This window comes from Entomohabitans teleogrylli (assembly GCF_001484765.1).
Classification (GTDB): Bacteria; Pseudomonadota; Gammaproteobacteria; order Enterobacterales; family Enterobacteriaceae; genus Entomohabitans; species Entomohabitans teleogrylli.
The window spans coordinates 60,286-78,618 of the sequence record NZ_LLXO01000028.1 but is presented as its reverse complement, the minus strand read 5'-3'; the positions used below and the strand labels follow the sequence as shown (position 1 = coordinate 78,618).

The window sequence follows — 18,333 nt, the reverse complement described above, 5'->3', positions numbered from 1 at the left end:
TGTATGAATAACCGGTAACTGTCAGATCAGGTCTGAGCTAATACAGCTAATATATACCGAAGGCCCCATAAGTTGTATGTGAGAACACTTTAGATTTAAAAGTATAGCAGTCCCCTTTATTATAACTTCATTATTATCAGTATGTATTTCTATTTTTGCCAACATATCTGTAGACATACCATCTATTTTTAAATAATTAACTCCGCTACAATTTATACCACACCTACATCTATTATAACCTTTAACCCATTTCGGTGGTGGGTTATCTGGCAATTCATTTACCAAGTCAAAAGATATTATTACTGTAGCAGCTTCACGATCTATTTTTATGTCAAAGACATCGATTTCATTTACTTCAATAGATTTAGTGAAAACTTTGTTAAATAATATACTACATCAATATTATTCCAGTACATGTGGCTCTCCTCAAAATTCATAATGATCAAATGTACCAAGAGCTGAACCCGTTCGAGTATTTTCAATTGGTCTCACATTTAAATGAGGACCTTGATTTCTTATTCCATTTGGATAAGAGTACCCAGCAGAATGATCTTGGATAATAATTCTAGTTCCATCTGTTCTGGTAAATTGATATTCCCTTATCCAGACTTGATTACCATTGCTATCAAAAATAGGATTTTTTCTGGAATCAGTCATTGGTACATTTCTATGATCACTATACAACCCAGTTTTAGAATTAAATATTCTATCTGGTTGTTGATTCATTGGAATACCAGCATCTCTTTTCGCAGCTCTGAAAGCTTCATTTCTTGATTCGAATTGAGCACTACATCCTGCTAACCCTAATGGATCTATCCATGACAGCGGATTCGGCGCATACTGATATAAGTTTAATCCCCCCGCCAGCCCTATCGGATCAAATCACGCAATGTAATCGAAGTTCGGATCGTACTGTCAGTTTCGTATATAAATCACTAAAACCATCACGTCATAGTTCATACGCTACCGCCACACCCTGATAAAGATAAGCTATCTGCACGAAGTTTATTTTACTATCTAATCAGCAGGTTAAATACAAAAATATTATTTCCAAAACACAGCGCCGCTGTACGGTGGGTTATCTGCCCAACCGCAGTGACACGCCGGTGATCAAAATCAGCGCCAAATGGCTGAGAGAAGCGGGATTTGAGATCGGCACGGGCGTTACAGTGAAGATCTCGGAAGGCTGCCTGATCCTGCTCGCGGATAACAACGAAGTGCAGGAACTGCGCAGGGAACTTTATCAGGTTAAACAGGCTGTTAAGGGGATGCGTGACGGGATGTTTAGTGTGCTGAACGAGAGTTAAATAATAAAAAGCCGGGAAGATTTTATAACCTTCACGGCTTTTATTTTAATATTTTTTCTTAATTTCTTTTATCCATGCATTAAATTCTTTTACTAAATAAGGATCTTCATTCTCTGATAATATTTCTTGTAGATATCGACAAGTATCTTTATTTCCCATATCAATCACGTATAAAGCAATCGAGTCAACGATATCATTTTCAAAAGAATCAATAGCCACACAATATATGTTTATTAAATCTCTCAAACCATCATTAACATCAACTTCTAATTTATTTAAGGCTTCATTATATTGATTTCGGATATTCATAAAACCTCACATTAATTATATGGGAATCGTCCCAGAGACATTGGAATGTGAACATCAGCGTTATGATTCGGATTCGTTCCTCGATCAGAAACCCCACCAGTGGCAGTATGCCTGCCAGTCACGTCTCGCGGGCGATAATTCCCATTAGAAACACTGGATGTTGGAACTGTTTCAATATGAGCATGAGGTACAGCATCAGCATAATGTGAAGGTGAGCGAGGATTTGCCGGGTCAAGCCTCACTGCAACAGTATTTCCATCAGGTAATGCTTTTGTCCAGACCTCTCCCCCACTATGCGCTTGTACCGACGAATAACCTCGATTACGCAAAGTTTGTCGTATTTCCCCTGGAGTTTTTCCTGCAAAATTGGGTAGGCCACCTATTTCTTCCTGAATATTCTGTGCACTTCTGAAGCGCCCATCACTTCCCCTTAATTTACAAAGACCAAGTGGATCAATATAAATTAACGGATTCGGTGCATAGGCATATAAATTCAGCCCCCCCGCCAGCCCTATCGGGTCATCCGAACAATCTTATCACCTGAGCCAATCGTACCGTCAATCCGCATCATATAGATATGCTACCGCCATATCCCGATACTCCCTCGCTCAATTCTAAGGCCAAAGACAGGGTTTCCAAAGCATCGTACCGCTATAAAGGCCGGGAAGAGTTAATTTCTTACCAGGCCACTTTTATTTTAATATTTCAGCATAGAAAAACATTTCTTCATAAGAAAAAATTATATTTTTTGTATTCGGAATATAAATAATACTCGATTCATCACTAGGATAGAAAAAATCATCCCATGCTTTTATAAAAACGTCCGAAGAAATGACAATAGCCGCTGCTCTCCGCCCCCAAAAGAATAAAATATCGGAGAACCCTCTTAGTTTCTCGCGAAAAAAAATTGCAGACTCTTCTGCCTCATCAAAATCAAGTTCCATTTTTTCAATGATACGACATTGCGATGGTTTAATACTCATTAACATATCAAATGGAAAAAACTGTTCCCAAAGTTTCTCAGACTCGTCCCCATTAAGAAGCACAATCTTTCTTTTCTCATCAGGAGATAAACGACAATCTTCTGAATTCAGACGCCAAGCTATAGGGTAGAGAGCTTCATCAAAAATGATATCAGTCATAAAAAATATGCCCTTTTCCGCTACCAGGAGCCTTCTTACCTGAACCATAATCCGACCATTTTATATGTGGCAGGTTATTCTCTGGCGCATTCATAGTATGAGACTCATTAGGATGATGTTCAAAACCAATTTTATCAGGATAATTTTTACTCCCAAAATACTCTGGATACTCCGGAATTTTAGGTTTGGAGTCTTTCAATAGACTTTCCGCAGTACTCTTATCTGCAACTCTAAAATTAGGCTTACTACTGCCATTATTCCTCATCGTATCAACAGCCTGTTTCCACTCTTTAGAACCAGGCTTTATAACAGGCAGATTCGAAGCATCACCAACCTCATTACCAGTCAGACCACATCTTAATAAACCAAGCGGATCGCCCCATGACAACGGATTCGGTGCATACTGATAAAGGTTTATTCCCCCAAGCAGTCCTATCGGGTCGGGTTACGTAAATGTTCCACAGTCCGAGTCGTAGTACTTCAGAAGGTTGCAGTGCAATCCCGCCTTGCGACATCAAGGCATAGTTTCAGAAAAAGTAAGGAGCAATCACCATACCCCAATTCACTGGGTGCTAAATAATATCTGGTAACATCCCTTATTTCAATTCTATTTCATTACAACTTCTTTACTTTCCATATTCTTTGCGCAGCTAAAAAAGATACTCCTTTGAACCAAGACGCACATTCAATAACTTGTTCCCATGAATATATTTTATGTGAGCTAAATTTTATCGATTCATCTTGATTCATTATCTCAATAAAATAATACCCTTTATTATAATCTCTTTTTTCTATTCTATCTTCAGCTCTTGCCGAACGTATAGAAATAACACAATCATCTAATAAACAAAATCTTTTCTTTATAATCGCATCATCTTGGTTCCATGGATTTGTACTTGCCATTTGTTCTGATTGTTTCAGCTCATTCACTACTGTATACCAAATAGCTTCGGTATCACTTGCCTTTGCATTCTCTCTATCAGACTCGGATCTAAATATAATTTTGTCCATTTTAATAATCCAAATGTAAATTACTTAAAATACCCTCTGCCTCATTCCAGGCATTGACATGGGAACCAGCCCCGAATTCAGGATGTCCTAAAATATCATCACGCCACCCCGCAGTTCCACTTGCGTTTGTAGCACCTATACGTCCTTGAGAATCTTTCCACGTATATGGACCACCTCTAAAGTCAGGCTTTCTTGTTATGATACGATCAGAACCGAGATTCCCTGCTATTTCTGATGCAGCCTGTCTTGCAGCTCGACGATTAGGCATCTGATATCGATTCTCAGCGGTCTGAATCCCGCCATGCTTTTTGATAATATCTTCAGCACGTTTCTGGCCTGTACTACTAGAGAAACATGATTTTAGCCCAAGTGGATCAATCCATGAGAGCGGATTAGGCGCATATTGATAGAGATTTATCCCCCCCGCCAGCCCTATCGGATCAGGAGTCGTGAAGCGCCCCACCTCCGGTGCGTAATACCGGTAGGTATTATAGTGCAGTCCGCTTTCTTCATCCAGATATTGACCGGCATAGCGCAGCGGTTGATGGAATCCCCCCAGCGGCTTGCTGAAATTACGCCACATCGCCTCTGTCTGGCGCGTAACCTGACCAAAGACACCGTACTGACCCGACCACACCATCTCTCCCTGCTCGTTGGTCACTTCCTGCGGCGAACCGTTCAGACAGCTGTGATACCAGTACAGGTTTTCCATTCCGTCACGGCGCTCAATACAGGCCAGCGGCGTGTAAATTTCATTCGGGTCATAGCAGTATATCTGCTGCCTGCCCTCTGTGCGGCTTTGCAGCAACCGCAGTCCCTGCCACAGGAAGCGGGTTTCCTGCCGCTCCCGACGGCTGGTGACCACCTTGCTCAGACGTCGTCCCAGCGCATCATAGTGATACTGCGCCTCAAACAGCCCCTTCGGGCCATCTCCCCGGGCGCCGACCAACCGGTTATCCGCATCATACCGGTAGCGCTGACTGCTTGCCCCCCTCTGTCTTACCGACAGGTTGCCGAACGCATCATACTGGTAACGCCACTCCGCCCAGCGCGCCAGTCGGTTGTCGTGACACGGCGCACTACCACGGGCTGAAGGGGCACTCTTCTGCGTCAGCAGCGGCAATATCAGGGCGTTATCCGCATGGTCATAATGTACTGCGGTTTGCCCCGTCAGCGCCGAATAGGTACTGCGTAACCGCCCTTCCTCATCGTAGCCATAGCTCAGCATACCGCGCTGGCTGTCTTCCACCGCCGCCAGTTCATGCTGGTCATCATAATGGTAAGCCCGCCACAGAACGCCCTGTTCCGGCGCTCTGAAGGAATCGCTGATACGACTGTGGATACTACTCTGCCACTGCCTGCGCCCCAGACGATCATACTGCCGGCGCTGCACCAGAACGCCCTGGGTGCGACTAACCTCCCGGTGCAACGCATCGCGCTCAAACTCGGTGATTATCCGCTCATTAAAACGGATCGCCGTGGCATGTCCGGAGCCATAATAGTGCCAGTTGAAACGATCGTTATCCGGCAGCTCAAGGCCGGTCAGATTACCCAGCGCATCATAGTGGTAAGCCAGTTTTTCCTCACCGTTGTGTTCACTGACCACACGGCCCTGCGCATCCCTCTCGAAGGTCACGGTATTGGGCAGGATCCCCAGTTTCGCGCCCTGCTCTGTGGGGGTACGGCTGGCGCTGAGCAGGTTGCCCATGGCATCCCAGTGATACACGACTTGCTCAGTCTGAGTCTGGCGCTCAACCAGTCGCCCAACGGCATCATGGCGCAATCTGGTGATTTTCTCCGCACGCCGGTCTTGCGCATCCACAATACCGCGCTGCACAATCTCCGCCACCAGACCATCAGCGTTAAGATGATAACCATAGCGGGTATCATCAGGCCGCTGCTCTTCCTGTAGCTGTCCCTGAGCATCGCGGATAAAGCGATACACGCCGCCGTTGCCATTATCTAACGCCAGCAGGCGACCTTCCACATCATAATCGTAGCGGACAACCCGGTTAAGGCGGTCCGTGGAGCTCAGGAGTTGCCCACGCGCGTTGTAGCGCCAGTGGCGCGGCAGGTTATTTCCCTGCTGGTGGGCGAGCAGCCACCCGGCCCCGGACCACTCAAACTGTTCTGTCGAACCATCCGGCAGGGTCAGCATGATCAACTGCCCGCTATCGTCATACTGATAGCGGGTTTCCTGTTGCAGCGCATCGCACAACGACACCCGCTGTCCCAGCGCATCGTAGCGCCAGCGCGTCTGCTGGCCGGAACAATCAATATAAGCGGTCAATTGCCCCCGGGCATTCCAGCTTAACTGGCTCTCGCCGCCCAGGACATCGGTAATCCGGTCCGGCAAAAGAGTATTCGCATGGGGGTAGTGATACCGGGTGGACTGCGAAAGCCGATCGGTCTCCTGCACGATGCGCCCACGATCGTCCCAGTCGGTGCTTTCAGTGGTCCCATCCGGCCAGAAGACAAAAGTCTGCCGATCGCTGTTGCGTTGATATTGCCAGCGGGTCATGGCGCCGCTGGCGTCAGTGACAGACGCCAGCCTGCCGAGTTCATCCCAGCAGCACTGTCGCAGATGTCCCAACGGCGATCGATAACCAGCAGGATTGCCCGCCTTATCCCATAACAGTTGATGTTGATTGCCGATACGATCGGTATAACGAATCACGCGCCGCTCATGGTCCAGCAACCATTCCGCCGTACTGCCATCCTGCCAGGTAGCGATACGCCGCAGGCTCTCCTCGTCCCAGGTCAGCCGGTAGCCGTCTCCTTCACTGGTGTGATGCCCGGTCACACACCAGATACCATCCATCTCCTGCCACTGGTAATGACAACGTAATCCGCCAGCATTTTCATGCCACAGCAATAACCCCGTTTGCTCGTCCCAGCCAAAGCGGCGCACCACGGCTTCACTCCGGTGCCGGACGGCCACCAGAAAACCATCCTCGTTATACTGGTAGCGGGCGCGTAATACCTCTCCCTCAGCGGTCTGTTGCCAGACAGCCGCCAGACGATTGAACCGGGAATGGTACTCACATCTCAGTGCCAGACCGTCGGTCGCGGTAATGGATACCATCTGGCGCTGCTCGTTGTAGTGGAACGTCTGGCGATTGCCGACATTGTCGCTGATGGCGCAGAGCGGGGCATGACCCGCCGCGTCGAAAGCCGGATAGTGATAACGCTGCGCGCCGGCATCGCTGATACTCCAGCTACCATCGTTATGGTGAGTAAGCCAGCATTGCTCGTCCGGGCAAAAAGTTTGATGGCCTGTCGGCACATCCGGAAAAGGAATAAAATCGCCCCACGCGTTGCGCCACAGAATGCCGTCTTCCACTTGCCGGAGCTCACTTTCCCAGAACAGACTCCAGCCGCGACCCAACACCCCCTCATACGCATAGCTGCTGAGATAGCGGCGCTGCCAGAACAGCGGTAGCTCGCCATCAAGGGAAAAATCCAGCTCATCTTCGTCATTGAGGAATTTTTGCCCGCTTGTCACATCCACCGGATTAGCCAGAATACCCACCACCGGAACGACTATTGCCAGCGGCCCCAGCATACAGAGAACTCGGGCAATTTTTGCTGAACCCGGCAGTCGGGCAAACAGTTTCTGTATCGCCCCTGGCCCCTTACTGGCCGCGCCGCCAAAACTCACCAGGCCCGCGGCGAACATCGTCAGTTCAGAAACGGTATAGGCCCAGGCGGGAATTTCAGCGCTAATGGCTTCGGTAGTCGCCGCCGCGCCGCCAATAAATACATTGGGTGATCCCGCCATAATAGTGGCATCGCAGGTGGTTTTATCACTGCGACGAGCCGCCGGCGAACCATTGATAAAGACAGAGGAAGAGCCCTGCGCTACCTGTTGCGACAGGTGTTTGTCGCAGGCAACAGTACTGAGGCTCGCCACCCCGGCGGCTTTACTATTGATAAAGACGTTGGTAGACCCGGTGACAATAGTCCCGCTGGGGCTCATCGAACCCGCTCCCGCCTCGACGCAGGCATCCCGGGCTTTCTCCCCGAGATAGTTGGCCGCCATGCCCACAGCCACGGAGGCGCCAATCAATAGCACACCTACGCCCAGACAGGCGGACGCGCAGCCAGCAGCAAACAGCATCCCGCCGAGTATCCCACCAGCGGCATTGATGATGCCCCCTAAAATCGTACCGCCTATCAACCCGGCGAGGGCGTGAGAATGGCCGATAGCATCGCCAACGCGCGCAGCTTCCAGCATGAAAGTTCGCTCCTGTCCCTGTGCGAAATATGACTTTTACGGAAGTTGGTAACTGCTCAGGCAGCCGACAAAAAAAGCTTCATCCTGTTCACTCAGGGGATGATTGCTTACCAGAGTGAAAATCAGCACCACCGAGGGCGAAACCGGAAAGACAGCCTGGCGCTGGTATAGCGTCTGGCCTTTTTGTGGCTGGTAACAGGAAAGCAGCGTCAGGCCATTAATCAGTCCATCACCCAACACCGCAGGCTGTTCATCCAGCGCCTGGAATTTGCGCAGCCCCTTTTGCAATACCTGGCGCTGACGTTCCAGATAGGATTCAAAATCTTCATCGGGACGCAAACGATCCCGGGAAATGTTCATCGACGGACCGTTTTCCGCCACCAGAATATTGACGGTCTGCTCACGATACCCTGCCGGCAGAGTAATACTCCCTTCGCTAAAAACGCAGCGCGATGTTACAACCTGAGTCATCCATCTACTCCGTGATAATGAAATTCAATCCTGAATGATGGCATAGAGTTTTATCACAGTCTCAGGAGGCTGGCGATAGCTGAATCAAGGATAAAAAAAATATCAAAACCGCTTTAAACGAAGGTAAGCCAATTATATTCAGGAAAGCCTCGCGGTCCGGTTATGAATATTTCCGGAATTTTCCCTGATGATATTTAACCCCTGCCTGAAAAATCGTCTCCGGTATTGCTGTAACGTCACAGTCGCCCGATATAACATGAGATATATTCACGATCTTCTGGCGGCGTTAAAAAAGATGAATGCCCACTCTGCGACGTGATGTACATGTAAAAAATTTGCCGCATAGCGGTTTGCCAGAGTGCCAGCCAGAAGTAATGACACGGCGATTTGCGGAAGTTAAATAACGGCGAAGGCCGAATTTGCTGGCCGGCACAGGGAGAATGTATTGACTGGCAAGAGAGAGTTTATCTACAGATTACCCCCTGCCAGCGCCCTGGCAGGAGATAAAACCGATCGCTAATTTTATACCAGCCGCGCAATCCACTGCCCGACATCGCCACGCAGGAAATGCACCGGCGGCACTTCAATCACCGTGTAGGCGCCGCTGGCCATTCTGGTGGTCGCCCGGGCGGCGGAAACCAGAAATTGCGAGGTCAACGCCGGGTTATTGATGCGCATTGAATATTCAAACAGCTGATTCTGGGTGGCGCCGGACACACCTTTATGGGTCAGATGTACCCCGTGCCCCATATCTTTCAGGCTGTCGATACATTCAACCTGCTTAACATGCGTATCATCTGATGCGAAATAATCATCAGCCTTCACTAAACGCTCAACGGTGGAAAAATCAGCGCCGTTTTCCAGCTCAATATAGACCAGACGACGGTGAATGCCGGTACCCTGGGGAACGGTAATCGACAGCGCATCTTTAACGCCGGCAATGGATTTCGCCGCTACCGAGTGCCCCATACTCATCCCCGGCCCAAAGTTGGTATAAGTGATGCCTTTCGGCGCCATTGCCAGCATCAGGGCGCGCACAATAGAGTCGGAACCCGGATCCCAGCCCGCCGCCATAATCGATACCGCGTTATGGTCGCGGGCAATCGGATCGAGGGTATTTTTCAGACTGACAATCTGCGAATGGACGTCAAAACTGTCCACGGTATTAATTCCCAGCGCCAGAATCTCACTGGCGACCTGTTTGATAGCCCGGGTCGGCGAGCAAAGGATCGCCACATCGACATCGTGCAACTTAGTGATCCTGTCCACCACCGGGTAGGCCGCCAGTTCCACGGGACGTTCACCGGCGTTGCGCCGGACAATACCGGCAATATCAAAATCTTCCGCTGCGTTAAGCGCTTCAATGGCATAACGCCCGATATTTCCATAGCCGACAACGGCCGCTCTGATTTTTCTGGACACGATTATCCTTATCCTGTTTTAAAAAATTAATCTCGTACATCCGTCTGTGAATTTACCAGAAGAAATAGCTAACCGCTTATCCAGGCTCACACTTTTACGTCATTGTGGTTTTCCGCCAGAAAACTCTCCTGCATGCATTGCATAAATATTTCCATCGCCGGGCTGAGTACTTTTCCCGCGTGGTGCGCGCATATTGCCTTAATCACCAGCGGATTCTCGGTAAACGGCAACGCCCGTAACTCACCGGAACGCAGTTCCTTTTCAACCGCAAAACGCGGCAAAAACGATACGCCCAGATTGCTGGCCACACAGCGTTTGATACTTTCAATACTCCATAACTCAATAGTGTTTTCCAGCGTGATACTTCTCTGGCGGAGGGTACTTTCAAAGATCTGCCGGAACAGGCACTGGGGCTCATTGATAATAAAACTGACCGGAATATGCTGACCATAGCGAGTAAAATCCACTCCCGCCAGCTCTGCAGAGGCCACCAGCACCAGCGGATGCTCACCAAACGAGTCCATCTGCAACGCGGCATCATTTCCTACCCGGTAAAACACCCCGAGATCGGCCTCATCGGTCAACAGGGCATCGCGAATCACATAACAATTCAGCGACCGGAGAGCCAGCCGTACCCCGGGAGCCCGGCGTTTAAAACGCAGCAATACATCCGGCATTTTATAGGCCAGCAGGGTTTCCCCTATCGCCACCCGCAGTTCACCACCGGGTTCCTGCTCCTGGTGCGCGGCGTGACGTATCGTATCCATCACCCGCGTTAACTCATGTACCTGCGGCATGACAGTCTTTCCGGCCGCCGTCAGATACATACGTCGCCCTATCTTTTCAAACAGTTTTAATGACAACTCCTGTTCCAGTTGTTGAATATGGAATGTCACCGTGGACTGGGTACAACATAGCCGCCGTGCAGCCCGGGCAAATGACCCCTCCTCCACCACCGTCTTTAACGTTATAAATCTGCGTAAGTCCATGGAATGCTCCGCAAAAAATATCGAAATCATCGAATCAAGAATGCAAAAACATTCACTTTTTCGATGCAATAACTTGCGCTACTGTGAGAAAAAATTAAGGAGAATGCAAGTGTTGCTATCGCTGACCGGAACCTTTCTGACCTATACCCTGATTACTGCTTTCACACCCGGGCCAAACAATATTTTGATCTTAAGTTCGGTCACCCAATATGGCCTGCGCCGCAGTCTTGGCGTACTGGCGGGAATTTGTCTCGGCTTTCTGATAGTCATGTTACTGTGCGCAGTGATGACAGTAACCATCATTCATCTTATTCCCGCCATCGCCGACTGGCTGAAATGGGCGGGCAGCGCATGGATCCTCTGGCTATCCTGGCGGATAGCAAACAGCACGCCCACGGGTAGCGGGGCATCATCCAGACCGTTAAGTTTATGGACAGGTTTCGCGCTACAGTTTGCCAACGTTAAGATTATCCTGTACGGCATTACGGCGCTGTCGACCTTTGTCATCCCTTACACCCAAAGTATTGGCTGGCTGGGCGGCATAGCCGTTGTGCTGGCCGTCATCGGCTGGCTTGGCACCGGCTGCTGGGCGCTGGCCGGACACGTTTTGCAATCCGTATTCCAGCGCTATTTTCGCGCAATCAATATTATCCTTGCGCTGTTACTGGCCTGGTGTGCACTGAAAATGCTCATGCAGTAATAACCCAGGCGCCACGCCAGTGATTAACCCGCAATACCGTCTCCTGATATCGCGGTCATTATTTGCAGGATTTATTCACCGTCCCGATCGCCATCATCCTCTACCATAAAGACCGGTTCAATGCGTTTAATACCTTCACTATTAATAACGATACGCGCCCGCTCCAGAATACTCTCTTTACCATCGGTGACCCGGCGAATCATATTGATGTGGTACACCTTATCGCCGTAAATCACATGCTCTTCTTCAAGGCTGGTTAATTGATCGAGCAGTTCATCGGTGTGCTTCAGGAATGGCGTAATGTCCAGCCGGGTAATGTCCATCACGGAACGGTTAAAACCGGCAAACAGATTGCCGGCATTACGCAACTGCACATGTTTTGAGTAATGAAGAATATCCTCACTCAGATAATAATTCTGGATATCCAGGACGTGCACTTTACGGCGCATCGCACGCACATCTTCGGGAAGTTTACTCTCTTCGGTAAAGACGAATGATTCATCACAGACCCCCACCAGTTGGCGCAGGTTCTTAAAAATAAACTGCCGACGGTCCGGCAGCCAGCGGCGAAAGCGCGAGAACAGCCGCAGTTTAAAGCTCTCTTTCATCCGGTCTTTAAAGATATAGCCGATCACCATCGCCACAAACAGCTGGAAGCTGAGCGCGCCATATTTCCCCTGCCAGACAAAGGCCACCGCGGTGGCGAAAATCATCGCCAGCGCCGCCGCCAGTCCGGCAATGGTATGCGCCAGCAGGGTTTCGCCGTTTTTGCGACGAATATCCAGATACATCGGGCTGTTGATATATTTTTTCAGGGTATTGAGCCGGTAGATAACCAGCTCATTATCAGCGTTCGGCGTCGGAAAGGTCGCCGGGTGGTTGGCCTTACGGTACTGCATCTGCTCGCGCCAGAAAGCGCGCAGCTCTTCACGGGCCGGACTGTCGGGAAAACTGTTGAGGATTTCACGCCCATACTGGCTAAAAGTGACCGACAGATATTCATCGCAGTAATCAACCACCCGCAGCGCATTCGGTTCTGCCTTCAGCACCATTTTTTCGCGCATCTGGCGAAAATCGCGCAGGATATCCGCAGAGGTCGTAGTGAAATGCATCAGCACCCGATCCTGCTTTTCACCGCTCAGTTTTTTCAGATAGCGCGCCTCAAGATGCATTGCCCGTTTGAACGTCAGACAAAACTTCTTAAGCTGATACTCATAGCCGGACTGTAGCGGCGTATCGCTGTCATGCAGAGTGATCAGGCGCATGATTTCTGCCAGCAGCTTCGGGCAGTTAATGGCGAATTTACGCAGCATCACTGTCTGCGGGCGCAGACGCAGATAGTTTTTCAGATTCTGTTGCAGCGCCTGGGGCGGATAGTTCCAGCGGTTAATTTGCAGGCTGGAGGGAAAGAAAAACCAGGTCTCGATATGGTAATTTTCCAGTTGAAAGGCCTTTACCCCGGAATGCCGGGGAAAATAGACACGCTGTTTAATTTCGATACTGCGTCGTCCCGATGCTTTCAACGTGTCGCCTATCACCTTCGCCTCCTGTATTACGCCATTATTCCTTACGGCATCTTACCAGAGTCGCCACCGGAACCCTATTCGGGCCGGCTTTCCACGGCCAACAGGGTGCAGAATCAGAGAATCTTCTGATCCGGGTAAGCCATGCGCGATTGATCCCCGTCACCGGTCGGTAACGGTAAATATTGCTCCAGAGCGGTATTTTCAGATCATTCTTGTGTTCATCTACTGTAAATGCCTTACACATCATAAAGTAATAAATTTAAACAGAATAAAGCTTGCCACTATTTCCGCCAGCGGATGAAGATATCAGGGTCAATAATTAACACCGGAAATTTGCGCTATCTTTGTTATCTACAGTGTATTGCAGGAGACACAATGGACAAATTAAAAGTATCAGGGTTAGCTTTACTGATCCTGTCCGTCAGCGGCGGATTTACCACCAGCGCCCGGGCAGAAGGGGCTTTAGCGCATCCAAAGAAAGCCACGGCAGATAAATCGTATGATGTACAGGAATTCAGCGCAAATTTTAAAAACTTCCGCCTCGGCGACACCGTTCCCGATATTTACCGCAGCCAACCCTACGAAATAAAGCAGTGGCAAATCAGAAATTTGCCAGCGCCAGAAGCCAACAGCCACTGGACCTATATGGGCGGGTATTATGTACTGATCGCTGACGCCGACGGTAAAGTGCTGCGGGCGGTTACCGGGGATATCTTTTACTGATCGCCCGGAATGTCCGGAACGTAAGCGCAGTGCCGGTTCCCGTATCGGGCGGTCTCACAACGGTTACCTTCGGACATATTTTCTTTATTAGCATATTCAGAGCTTTACTTATCTTTTCCGCGCACGCGCCCTACACCGCCTGATAAACCACTATACCTGGTATTGATACCCTTTTGTGTAAGGTATTGAACCGGACCATCACGTTTCGTCCTGGTCTGCAGTATTGCCGATAAATCAGATCATCCTGCGGTCTCTATATCAGACCAGCAGGCGATCGGCGTTGATTATGAGGTGATTTATGACCCGATTACAGACAATGTTATTCGTGCCCGGCATGTTGATTGCCGGCGCCGCTTTCGCTGCCGCACCGCTGGATAACCAACAGGCTCAGGGCCTTCAATCGCTTGGGACTGTCTCTTTCGGGCAGGTAAGTTCCGATCCGACCAGCGTTCACCAGCGACTTGAAGAGGAAGCCAAAGAACGCGGCGCCACCGGATGGCGGATTATTGAAAACCGTACCGGCGACTACCAGCACGTCACTGCTGAACTGTATAAATAACATACCGCCTCGCCTCCCTGACGGATCAGGGCTCCCGAACCGGCACCGGGAGGCGATCGACGGGTACGCTGGTTGCAGGCGTCTGTCCGCCGGAGACTCTTTTAAATAGCAAACGGTATAATAAAGTTGCTATCCCGGCAAACGTTCGCCGTGATATCAACCGCATCAGTATTAAATAAGATAACTGATTACCCTACCGCAACCTGACGTTGTTGTAATACTATCTCTGCATCATATCGCTATATTATAGGAGAAGTTAATTCTGCGGATAAAACATTCAGTACCAGGTTTCCCCCGTAATATTTTTATACAACAGATGTCGGTTCTTTAAATTCATTTTCTTTACCAGCGCTGCACGATGCGTATAAAACGTTTTTTCATTGATCCCCAGGCTACGCATGATTTTAGCGCTTTCAATCCCCCCAATCACGCAAAGTAAAATCTGCCTTTCCCGGCCAGTCAGGCGATGACGCGGGTTATATTTAATCCTGTCATCCTGTACCAGCAACCAAGTGTATAAGTCCTTACTACTGATTCGCTTGGGTAAAAAAATAATTTTCTGATGAGCTAACAAACAATTCACATAATGGTATTCGAAATCGTCCTCAACAAATACCACGGTTTTTTCAGTTATTTCCTGCCGACAAAAATCAATATTTTGCTGCAGGTAATCTTTATCAGTAAAATAAAACTCTCCGGCGACCAGGTCTTTCGGCAATAAGGCTTTCAGCCCCTGCATTAAAAAAATGTCGGAACAAATGAAAGGTTCGTTACGCTTTACATCCATAAAATATACTCTTTATGCTGTATGTGAATTCCCTGACAGGCCCATAAAATAAATTCGCAGGCCAGAAATACCTTTTTTAACTAAAGACTAAAGACGTTACGCGCTAACTCAGCATGAGAATACTTTAAGCTCAATGCAGACGACACTCAGCACAAAATTAGTCTACCAGTAGAATAATCAACGGATTCAAACTAAAATCATTAAAAACCAAAGCAATACTTAATTTTTATCTAAATAAATGATATAAAAAAGAATATAATATCGCGAAACCAGAAGGGTACATTGTTCATGACAGTGATTTAAATGCACAAAATAACAACAAAAACTATCAATAACATAAAATTAATCGCCAAAAAACCAACAAACCAGGAATTTTATTAGGTAATTTTATGAGATAACTCATACCGTGATGATTAAATTTTATGCTGCCAGAAATAGCACAGATGCCCGAAACCGCTCTCTATCCAGGCTGCCAATAAAAGAAAATCCTCTTATTCATTACAAAGTTAATTTTTCGTATTAGCCGGTAATATCGCCATCCGCCCCCGCCGGGAAGGAATTATCTTACCTGAAATAAAGAATATTCTTATATTAGCCGGTATCGAGGAAAGCGCTAAAACAACGTAGCGCAAATGCCGTTAATTCCGGCGTTTTAAAGCGAAAAAGTCGCGCCAGTGATTACAACCCCAGCGCTTCCTTGAGGCTGCGCAAATAGCGGCGACTGACCGGGATACTCTGGCCATTACGCAGCAGTAACTCGGCCTGGCCGCCCTCTTCGAAGCGGATCTCCTGTAACTGCGCCATATTGACCAGATACTGACGGTGGCAGCGCAGCAGCGAAGTTCGGTTCTCCAGAGTACGCAACGTCAACTCAGTAAATCCCTCTTTGCCCTCAACACTGGTCACATATACGCCGCTGAGGCGACTGCCGACATAAGCCACTTCATCCATCGGCAACAAATAGATGCGGCTCTGCCCGGTACAGGGAATAAATTTCAGATCCTGCTGGGTTTCCGCCAGCGGCGACATATCCTGATCGCTACGCTCCTGGCGCAGTCGGTTGAGGGTTTTCTCCAGCCGGCAGGCCTCGATCGGCTTTAACAGATAATCGAACGCATGCTCCTCAAAGGCCTGTATCGCGTATTCGTCATAGGCGGTGAGGAATACAATCCACGGCCGGTGCTGCGGATCCAGCATCCCCACCATCTCAAGGCCGCTGATACGCGGCATCTGGATATCGAGAAACACTACATCCGGATGCAAACGATGCACCGCCCCTATCGCTTCCACGGCATTCGCACACTCCGCGAGGATCTCAATATCCGCCGCCGCCTCCAGCATTGCGCGCAGGTTTTCGCGGGCCAGCGGTTCATCATCAACAATCAGGACCCTGATCATGGGGTTTGCTCCACAGGTAAACGTAACGAAATGCGCGTAAAGCGATCGGCCTCGCAGTTAATGTCGATGCCGCACTCATCGCCATAGCGGGCGCGCAGACGCTTATCCACCAGGCTCATCCCGAGCCCGGATACATTATTTTTTGGCTCATACAGCCCGGCATTATCTTCGACGGCCAGGATCAAATGCTGCCCGTCGCGGGCCGCGCTGATGATAATCTCCCCGACGTCGAGCAACTGGGAGGTTCCGTGCTTAATCGCATTCTCGACGATCGGCTGCAGGGTAAATGCCGGCAGCCGGACCTGCTGTAGCTCATCGGCGATACGCATTTCCACCCGCAGTCGCGACTGAAAACGCGCCTGTTCGATCTGCAAATATGCATTCACATGGGCCAGTTCATCCGCCAGGGTGACGATTTCCGAGGGGCGCTTGAGGTTCTTGCGGAAAAAGGTCGACAAATATTGCACCAGTTGGCAGGCCTGCTCGCTATCGCGACGAATCACCGCCATCAGGGTATTGAGGGCATTAAACAGGAAATGCGGGTTGACCTGAGCATGAAGCAATTTGATTTCTGACTGTGTCAGCAGTTGCTTCTGCCTTTCGTACTGGCCGGCAAGGATCTGAGCGGAAAGTAACTGGGCGATCCCCTCCCCGAGGGTACGGTTGATCGAGCTGAACAGGCGGTTTTTCGCCTCGTACAGTTTGATGGTGCCAACCACCCGGCCATTTTCACCGCGCAGCGGAATCACCAGCGTGGACCCCAGCTTACACTGCGGGTGTAGCGAACAGCGATACGGCACCTCATTACCGTCGGCATATACCACTTCACCCGACTCGATAGCCCGCAGGGTATAGCCAGAGGAGATCGGGCGGCCCGGCAAATGGTGATCGTCGCCGGCGCCGGTAAACGCCAGCAGTTTTTCGCGGTCGGTAATCGCCACCGCGCCGATATCCAGCTCCTGATACAGCACCTGGGCGACCTTCATGCTGTTTTCTTCATTGAATCCCTGGCGCAGGATCCCCTCGGTGGAGGCCGCCACTTTGAGCGCCGTGGCGGAAAATGCCGAGGTGTACTTTTCAAACATGGCGCGCTTATCCAGCAGAATACGCATAAACATCGCCGCGCCGACAGTGTTAGTCACCACCATCGGCGCGGCAATATTCTGTACCAGATTCAGCGCGTCGTGAAACGGACGGGCGATCAGTAAGATGATGCCCATCTGCACCAGTTCGGCGACAAAGGTAATCGCGCCGGCGGTCCATGGATTGAACACTTTATCGCTGCGGCCGCGCCGCACCAGCACGCTGTGCACCAGACCACCCAGCAGCCCCTCGACAATGGTGGAAATCATACAGCTCAGCGCTGTCATACCGCCCATCGAATAACGGTGCAACCCGCCGGTCAGACCGACCAGACCGCCCACCAGCGGCCCGCCCAGCAGACCGCCCATCACGGCGCCGATAGCGCGGGTATTGGCGATTGAGTCTTCAATGTGCAGCCCGAAATAGGTACCCATGATGCAAAAAATGGAGAACGTGACGTAGCACAGCAGCTTATGCGGCAGACGAACCGTGACCTGCATCAGGGGAATAAAGAGACGGGTTTTGCTCATCAGCCAGGCGATCACCAGGAACACGCACATCTGCTGGAGCAACAGCAACACCAGGTTAAACTCGTACATACTTACCGCGCAAACATCCATTTAAAACGGCGTAACATACACCGAAGGGGAAAAACTTTCTTTGAAGACT

General features: G+C 49.6%; 17 protein-coding genes and 2 pseudogenes. 4 read left to right on the top strand and 15 right to left on the bottom strand.

The window, feature by feature from the left end:
• Nucleotides 1–21 precede the first annotated feature (21 nt).
• Together AQ981_RS26385 and AQ981_RS26380 are read right to left on the bottom strand one after the other, a co-directional pair.
• On the bottom strand, nucleotides 22–324 hold the full coding sequence (locus tag AQ981_RS26385) for an Imm50 family immunity protein (RefSeq protein WP_249226368.1): 303 nt from the start codon (nucleotides 322–324) through the stop codon (nucleotides 22–24).
• 102 nt (nucleotides 325–426) lie between these two features.
• Entirely contained in the window at nucleotides 427–726 is a 300-nt protein-coding gene (locus AQ981_RS26380; protein WP_071608981.1) for an HNH/endonuclease VII fold putative polymorphic toxin, read from the bottom strand.
• A gap of 320 nt (nucleotides 727–1,046) precedes the next feature.
• Between AQ981_RS26380 and AQ981_RS21760 the strand changes: the two genes are divergently transcribed.
• Nucleotides 1,047–1,307 carry a SymE family type I addiction module toxin gene (locus AQ981_RS21760; protein WP_275935314.1) on the top strand — a complete coding sequence of 87 codons (261 nt, stop codon included), beginning with the start codon at nucleotides 1,047–1,049 and terminating at the stop codon, nucleotides 1,305–1,307.
• A gap of 45 nt (nucleotides 1,308–1,352) precedes the next feature.
• On the opposite strand, the gene AQ981_RS21755 is transcribed toward AQ981_RS21760, so the two are convergent.
• From AQ981_RS21755 to AQ981_RS21725, 9 genes and pseudogenes are all read right to left on the bottom strand, one after another.
• The gene (locus AQ981_RS21755; protein WP_001601904.1) at nucleotides 1,353–1,616 is read right to left on the bottom strand and encodes a hypothetical protein; all 264 of its coding nucleotides are present in this window, start codon (nucleotides 1,614–1,616) and stop codon (nucleotides 1,353–1,355) included.
• Between the two features lie 11 nt (nucleotides 1,617–1,627).
• Nucleotides 1,628–2,143: pseudogene (locus AQ981_RS28580) on the bottom strand (RHS repeat-associated core domain-containing protein); the annotation flags it as partial.
• 165 nt (nucleotides 2,144–2,308) lie between these two features.
• A complete protein-coding gene (locus AQ981_RS28220; protein ID WP_121500708.1) occupies nucleotides 2,309–2,758 on the bottom strand; it encodes a hypothetical protein in 450 nt (149 codons plus the stop codon).
• 355 nt (nucleotides 2,759–3,113) lie between these two features.
• Nucleotides 3,114–3,269: pseudogene (locus tag AQ981_RS28575) on the bottom strand (RHS repeat-associated core domain-containing protein); the annotation flags it as partial.
• A 104-nt stretch (nucleotides 3,270–3,373) separates the two neighbouring features.
• On the bottom strand, nucleotides 3,374–3,769 hold the full coding sequence (locus AQ981_RS21745) for a hypothetical protein (RefSeq protein WP_000357803.1): 396 nt from the start codon (nucleotides 3,767–3,769) through the stop codon (nucleotides 3,374–3,376).
• A 1-nt stretch (nucleotide 3,770) separates the two neighbouring features.
• Nucleotides 3,771–8,006, bottom strand: a complete 4,236-nt coding sequence (locus AQ981_RS21740) for an RHS repeat-associated core domain-containing protein (RefSeq protein WP_082683245.1) — start codon at nucleotides 8,004–8,006, stop codon at nucleotides 3,771–3,773.
• A gap of 36 nt (nucleotides 8,007–8,042) precedes the next feature.
• A complete protein-coding gene (locus AQ981_RS21735; protein ID WP_058913863.1) occupies nucleotides 8,043–8,477 on the bottom strand; it encodes a DUF1795 domain-containing protein in 435 nt (144 codons plus the stop codon).
• Nucleotides 8,478–8,999: 522 nt separating this feature from the next.
• Nucleotides 9,000–9,899, bottom strand: coding sequence for a diaminopimelate dehydrogenase (locus AQ981_RS21730; RefSeq protein ID WP_058913862.1), 900 nt, complete (start codon nucleotides 9,897–9,899; stop codon nucleotides 9,000–9,002).
• Between the two features lie 86 nt (nucleotides 9,900–9,985).
• Complete coding sequence (locus AQ981_RS21725; RefSeq protein ID WP_058913861.1) at nucleotides 9,986–10,888, bottom strand: LysR family transcriptional regulator; 903 nt, start codon at nucleotides 10,886–10,888, stop codon at nucleotides 9,986–9,988.
• Between the two features lie 109 nt (nucleotides 10,889–10,997).
• Between AQ981_RS21725 and eamB the strand changes: the two genes are divergently transcribed.
• A complete protein-coding gene (gene eamB / locus AQ981_RS21720; protein WP_249226367.1) occupies nucleotides 10,998–11,588 on the top strand; it encodes a cysteine/O-acetylserine transporter in 591 nt (196 codons plus the stop codon).
• A gap of 71 nt (nucleotides 11,589–11,659) precedes the next feature.
• Here eamB and AQ981_RS21715 read toward each other — a convergent pair whose 3' ends face one another.
• A complete protein-coding gene (locus AQ981_RS21715; protein WP_058913859.1) occupies nucleotides 11,660–13,126 on the bottom strand; it encodes a hypothetical protein in 1,467 nt (488 codons plus the stop codon).
• A 363-nt stretch (nucleotides 13,127–13,489) separates the two neighbouring features.
• On the opposite strand from AQ981_RS21715, the gene AQ981_RS21710 reads away from it, so the two are divergent.
• Complete coding sequence (locus tag AQ981_RS21710; protein WP_058913858.1) at nucleotides 13,490–13,837, top strand: RcnB family protein; 348 nt, start codon at nucleotides 13,490–13,492, stop codon at nucleotides 13,835–13,837.
• Between the two features lie 298 nt (nucleotides 13,838–14,135).
• On the top strand, nucleotides 14,136–14,396 hold the full coding sequence (locus AQ981_RS21705; protein ID WP_058913857.1) for a YdgH/BhsA/McbA-like domain containing protein: 261 nt from the start codon (nucleotides 14,136–14,138) through the stop codon (nucleotides 14,394–14,396).
• Nucleotides 14,397–14,673: 277 nt separating this feature from the next.
• Here AQ981_RS21705 and AQ981_RS21700 read toward each other — a convergent pair whose 3' ends face one another.
• From AQ981_RS21700 to AQ981_RS21690, 3 genes are all read right to left on the bottom strand, one after another.
• Nucleotides 14,674–15,183 (bottom strand): helix-turn-helix transcriptional regulator, encoded by a 510-nt coding sequence (locus tag AQ981_RS21700; RefSeq protein WP_058913856.1) that lies wholly within the window; start codon nucleotides 15,181–15,183, stop codon nucleotides 14,674–14,676.
• Between the two features lie 678 nt (nucleotides 15,184–15,861).
• Entirely contained in the window at nucleotides 15,862–16,581 is a 720-nt protein-coding gene (gene btsR, locus AQ981_RS21695) for a two-component system response regulator BtsR (RefSeq protein ID WP_058913855.1), read from the bottom strand.
• The gene (locus tag AQ981_RS21690) at nucleotides 16,578–18,263 is read right to left on the bottom strand and encodes a sensor histidine kinase (protein WP_058913854.1); all 1,686 of its coding nucleotides are present in this window, start codon (nucleotides 18,261–18,263) and stop codon (nucleotides 16,578–16,580) included. Before AQ981_RS21690 ends, btsR begins: the two co-directional genes overlap by 4 nt.
• Nucleotides 18,264–18,333 lie beyond the last annotated feature (70 nt).

Coding starts and splice junctions, on each gene's coding strand:
- AQ981_RS26380 (WP_071608981.1), bottom strand. CDS start 726: ATGAATCAACAACCAGATAGAATATTTAATTCTAAAACTGGGTTGTAT.
- AQ981_RS21755 (WP_001601904.1), bottom strand. CDS start 1,616: ATGAATATCCGAAATCAATATAATGAAGCCTTAAATAAATTAGAAGTT.
- AQ981_RS28220 (WP_121500708.1), bottom strand. CDS start 2,758: ATGACTGATATCATTTTTGATGAAGCTCTCTACCCTATAGCTTGGCGT.
- AQ981_RS21745 (WP_000357803.1), bottom strand. CDS start 3,769: ATGGACAAAATTATATTTAGATCCGAGTCTGATAGAGAGAATGCAAAG.
- AQ981_RS21740 (WP_082683245.1), bottom strand. CDS start 8,006: ATGCTGGAAGCTGCGCGCGTTGGCGATGCTATCGGCCATTCTCACGCC.
- AQ981_RS21735 (WP_058913863.1), bottom strand. CDS start 8,477: ATGACTCAGGTTGTAACATCGCGCTGCGTTTTTAGCGAAGGGAGTATT.
- AQ981_RS21725 (WP_058913861.1), bottom strand. CDS start 10,888: ATGGACTTACGCAGATTTATAACGTTAAAGACGGTGGTGGAGGAGGGG.
- AQ981_RS21710 (WP_058913858.1), top strand. CDS start 13,490: ATGGACAAATTAAAAGTATCAGGGTTAGCTTTACTGATCCTGTCCGTC.
- AQ981_RS21705 (WP_058913857.1), top strand. CDS start 14,136: ATGACCCGATTACAGACAATGTTATTCGTGCCCGGCATGTTGATTGCC.
- AQ981_RS21700 (WP_058913856.1), bottom strand. CDS start 15,183: ATGGATGTAAAGCGTAACGAACCTTTCATTTGTTCCGACATTTTTTTA.
- btsR (WP_058913855.1), bottom strand. CDS start 16,581: ATGATCAGGGTCCTGATTGTTGATGATGAACCGCTGGCCCGCGAAAAC.
- AQ981_RS21690 (WP_058913854.1), bottom strand. CDS start 18,263: ATGTACGAGTTTAACCTGGTGTTGCTGTTGCTCCAGCAGATGTGCGTG.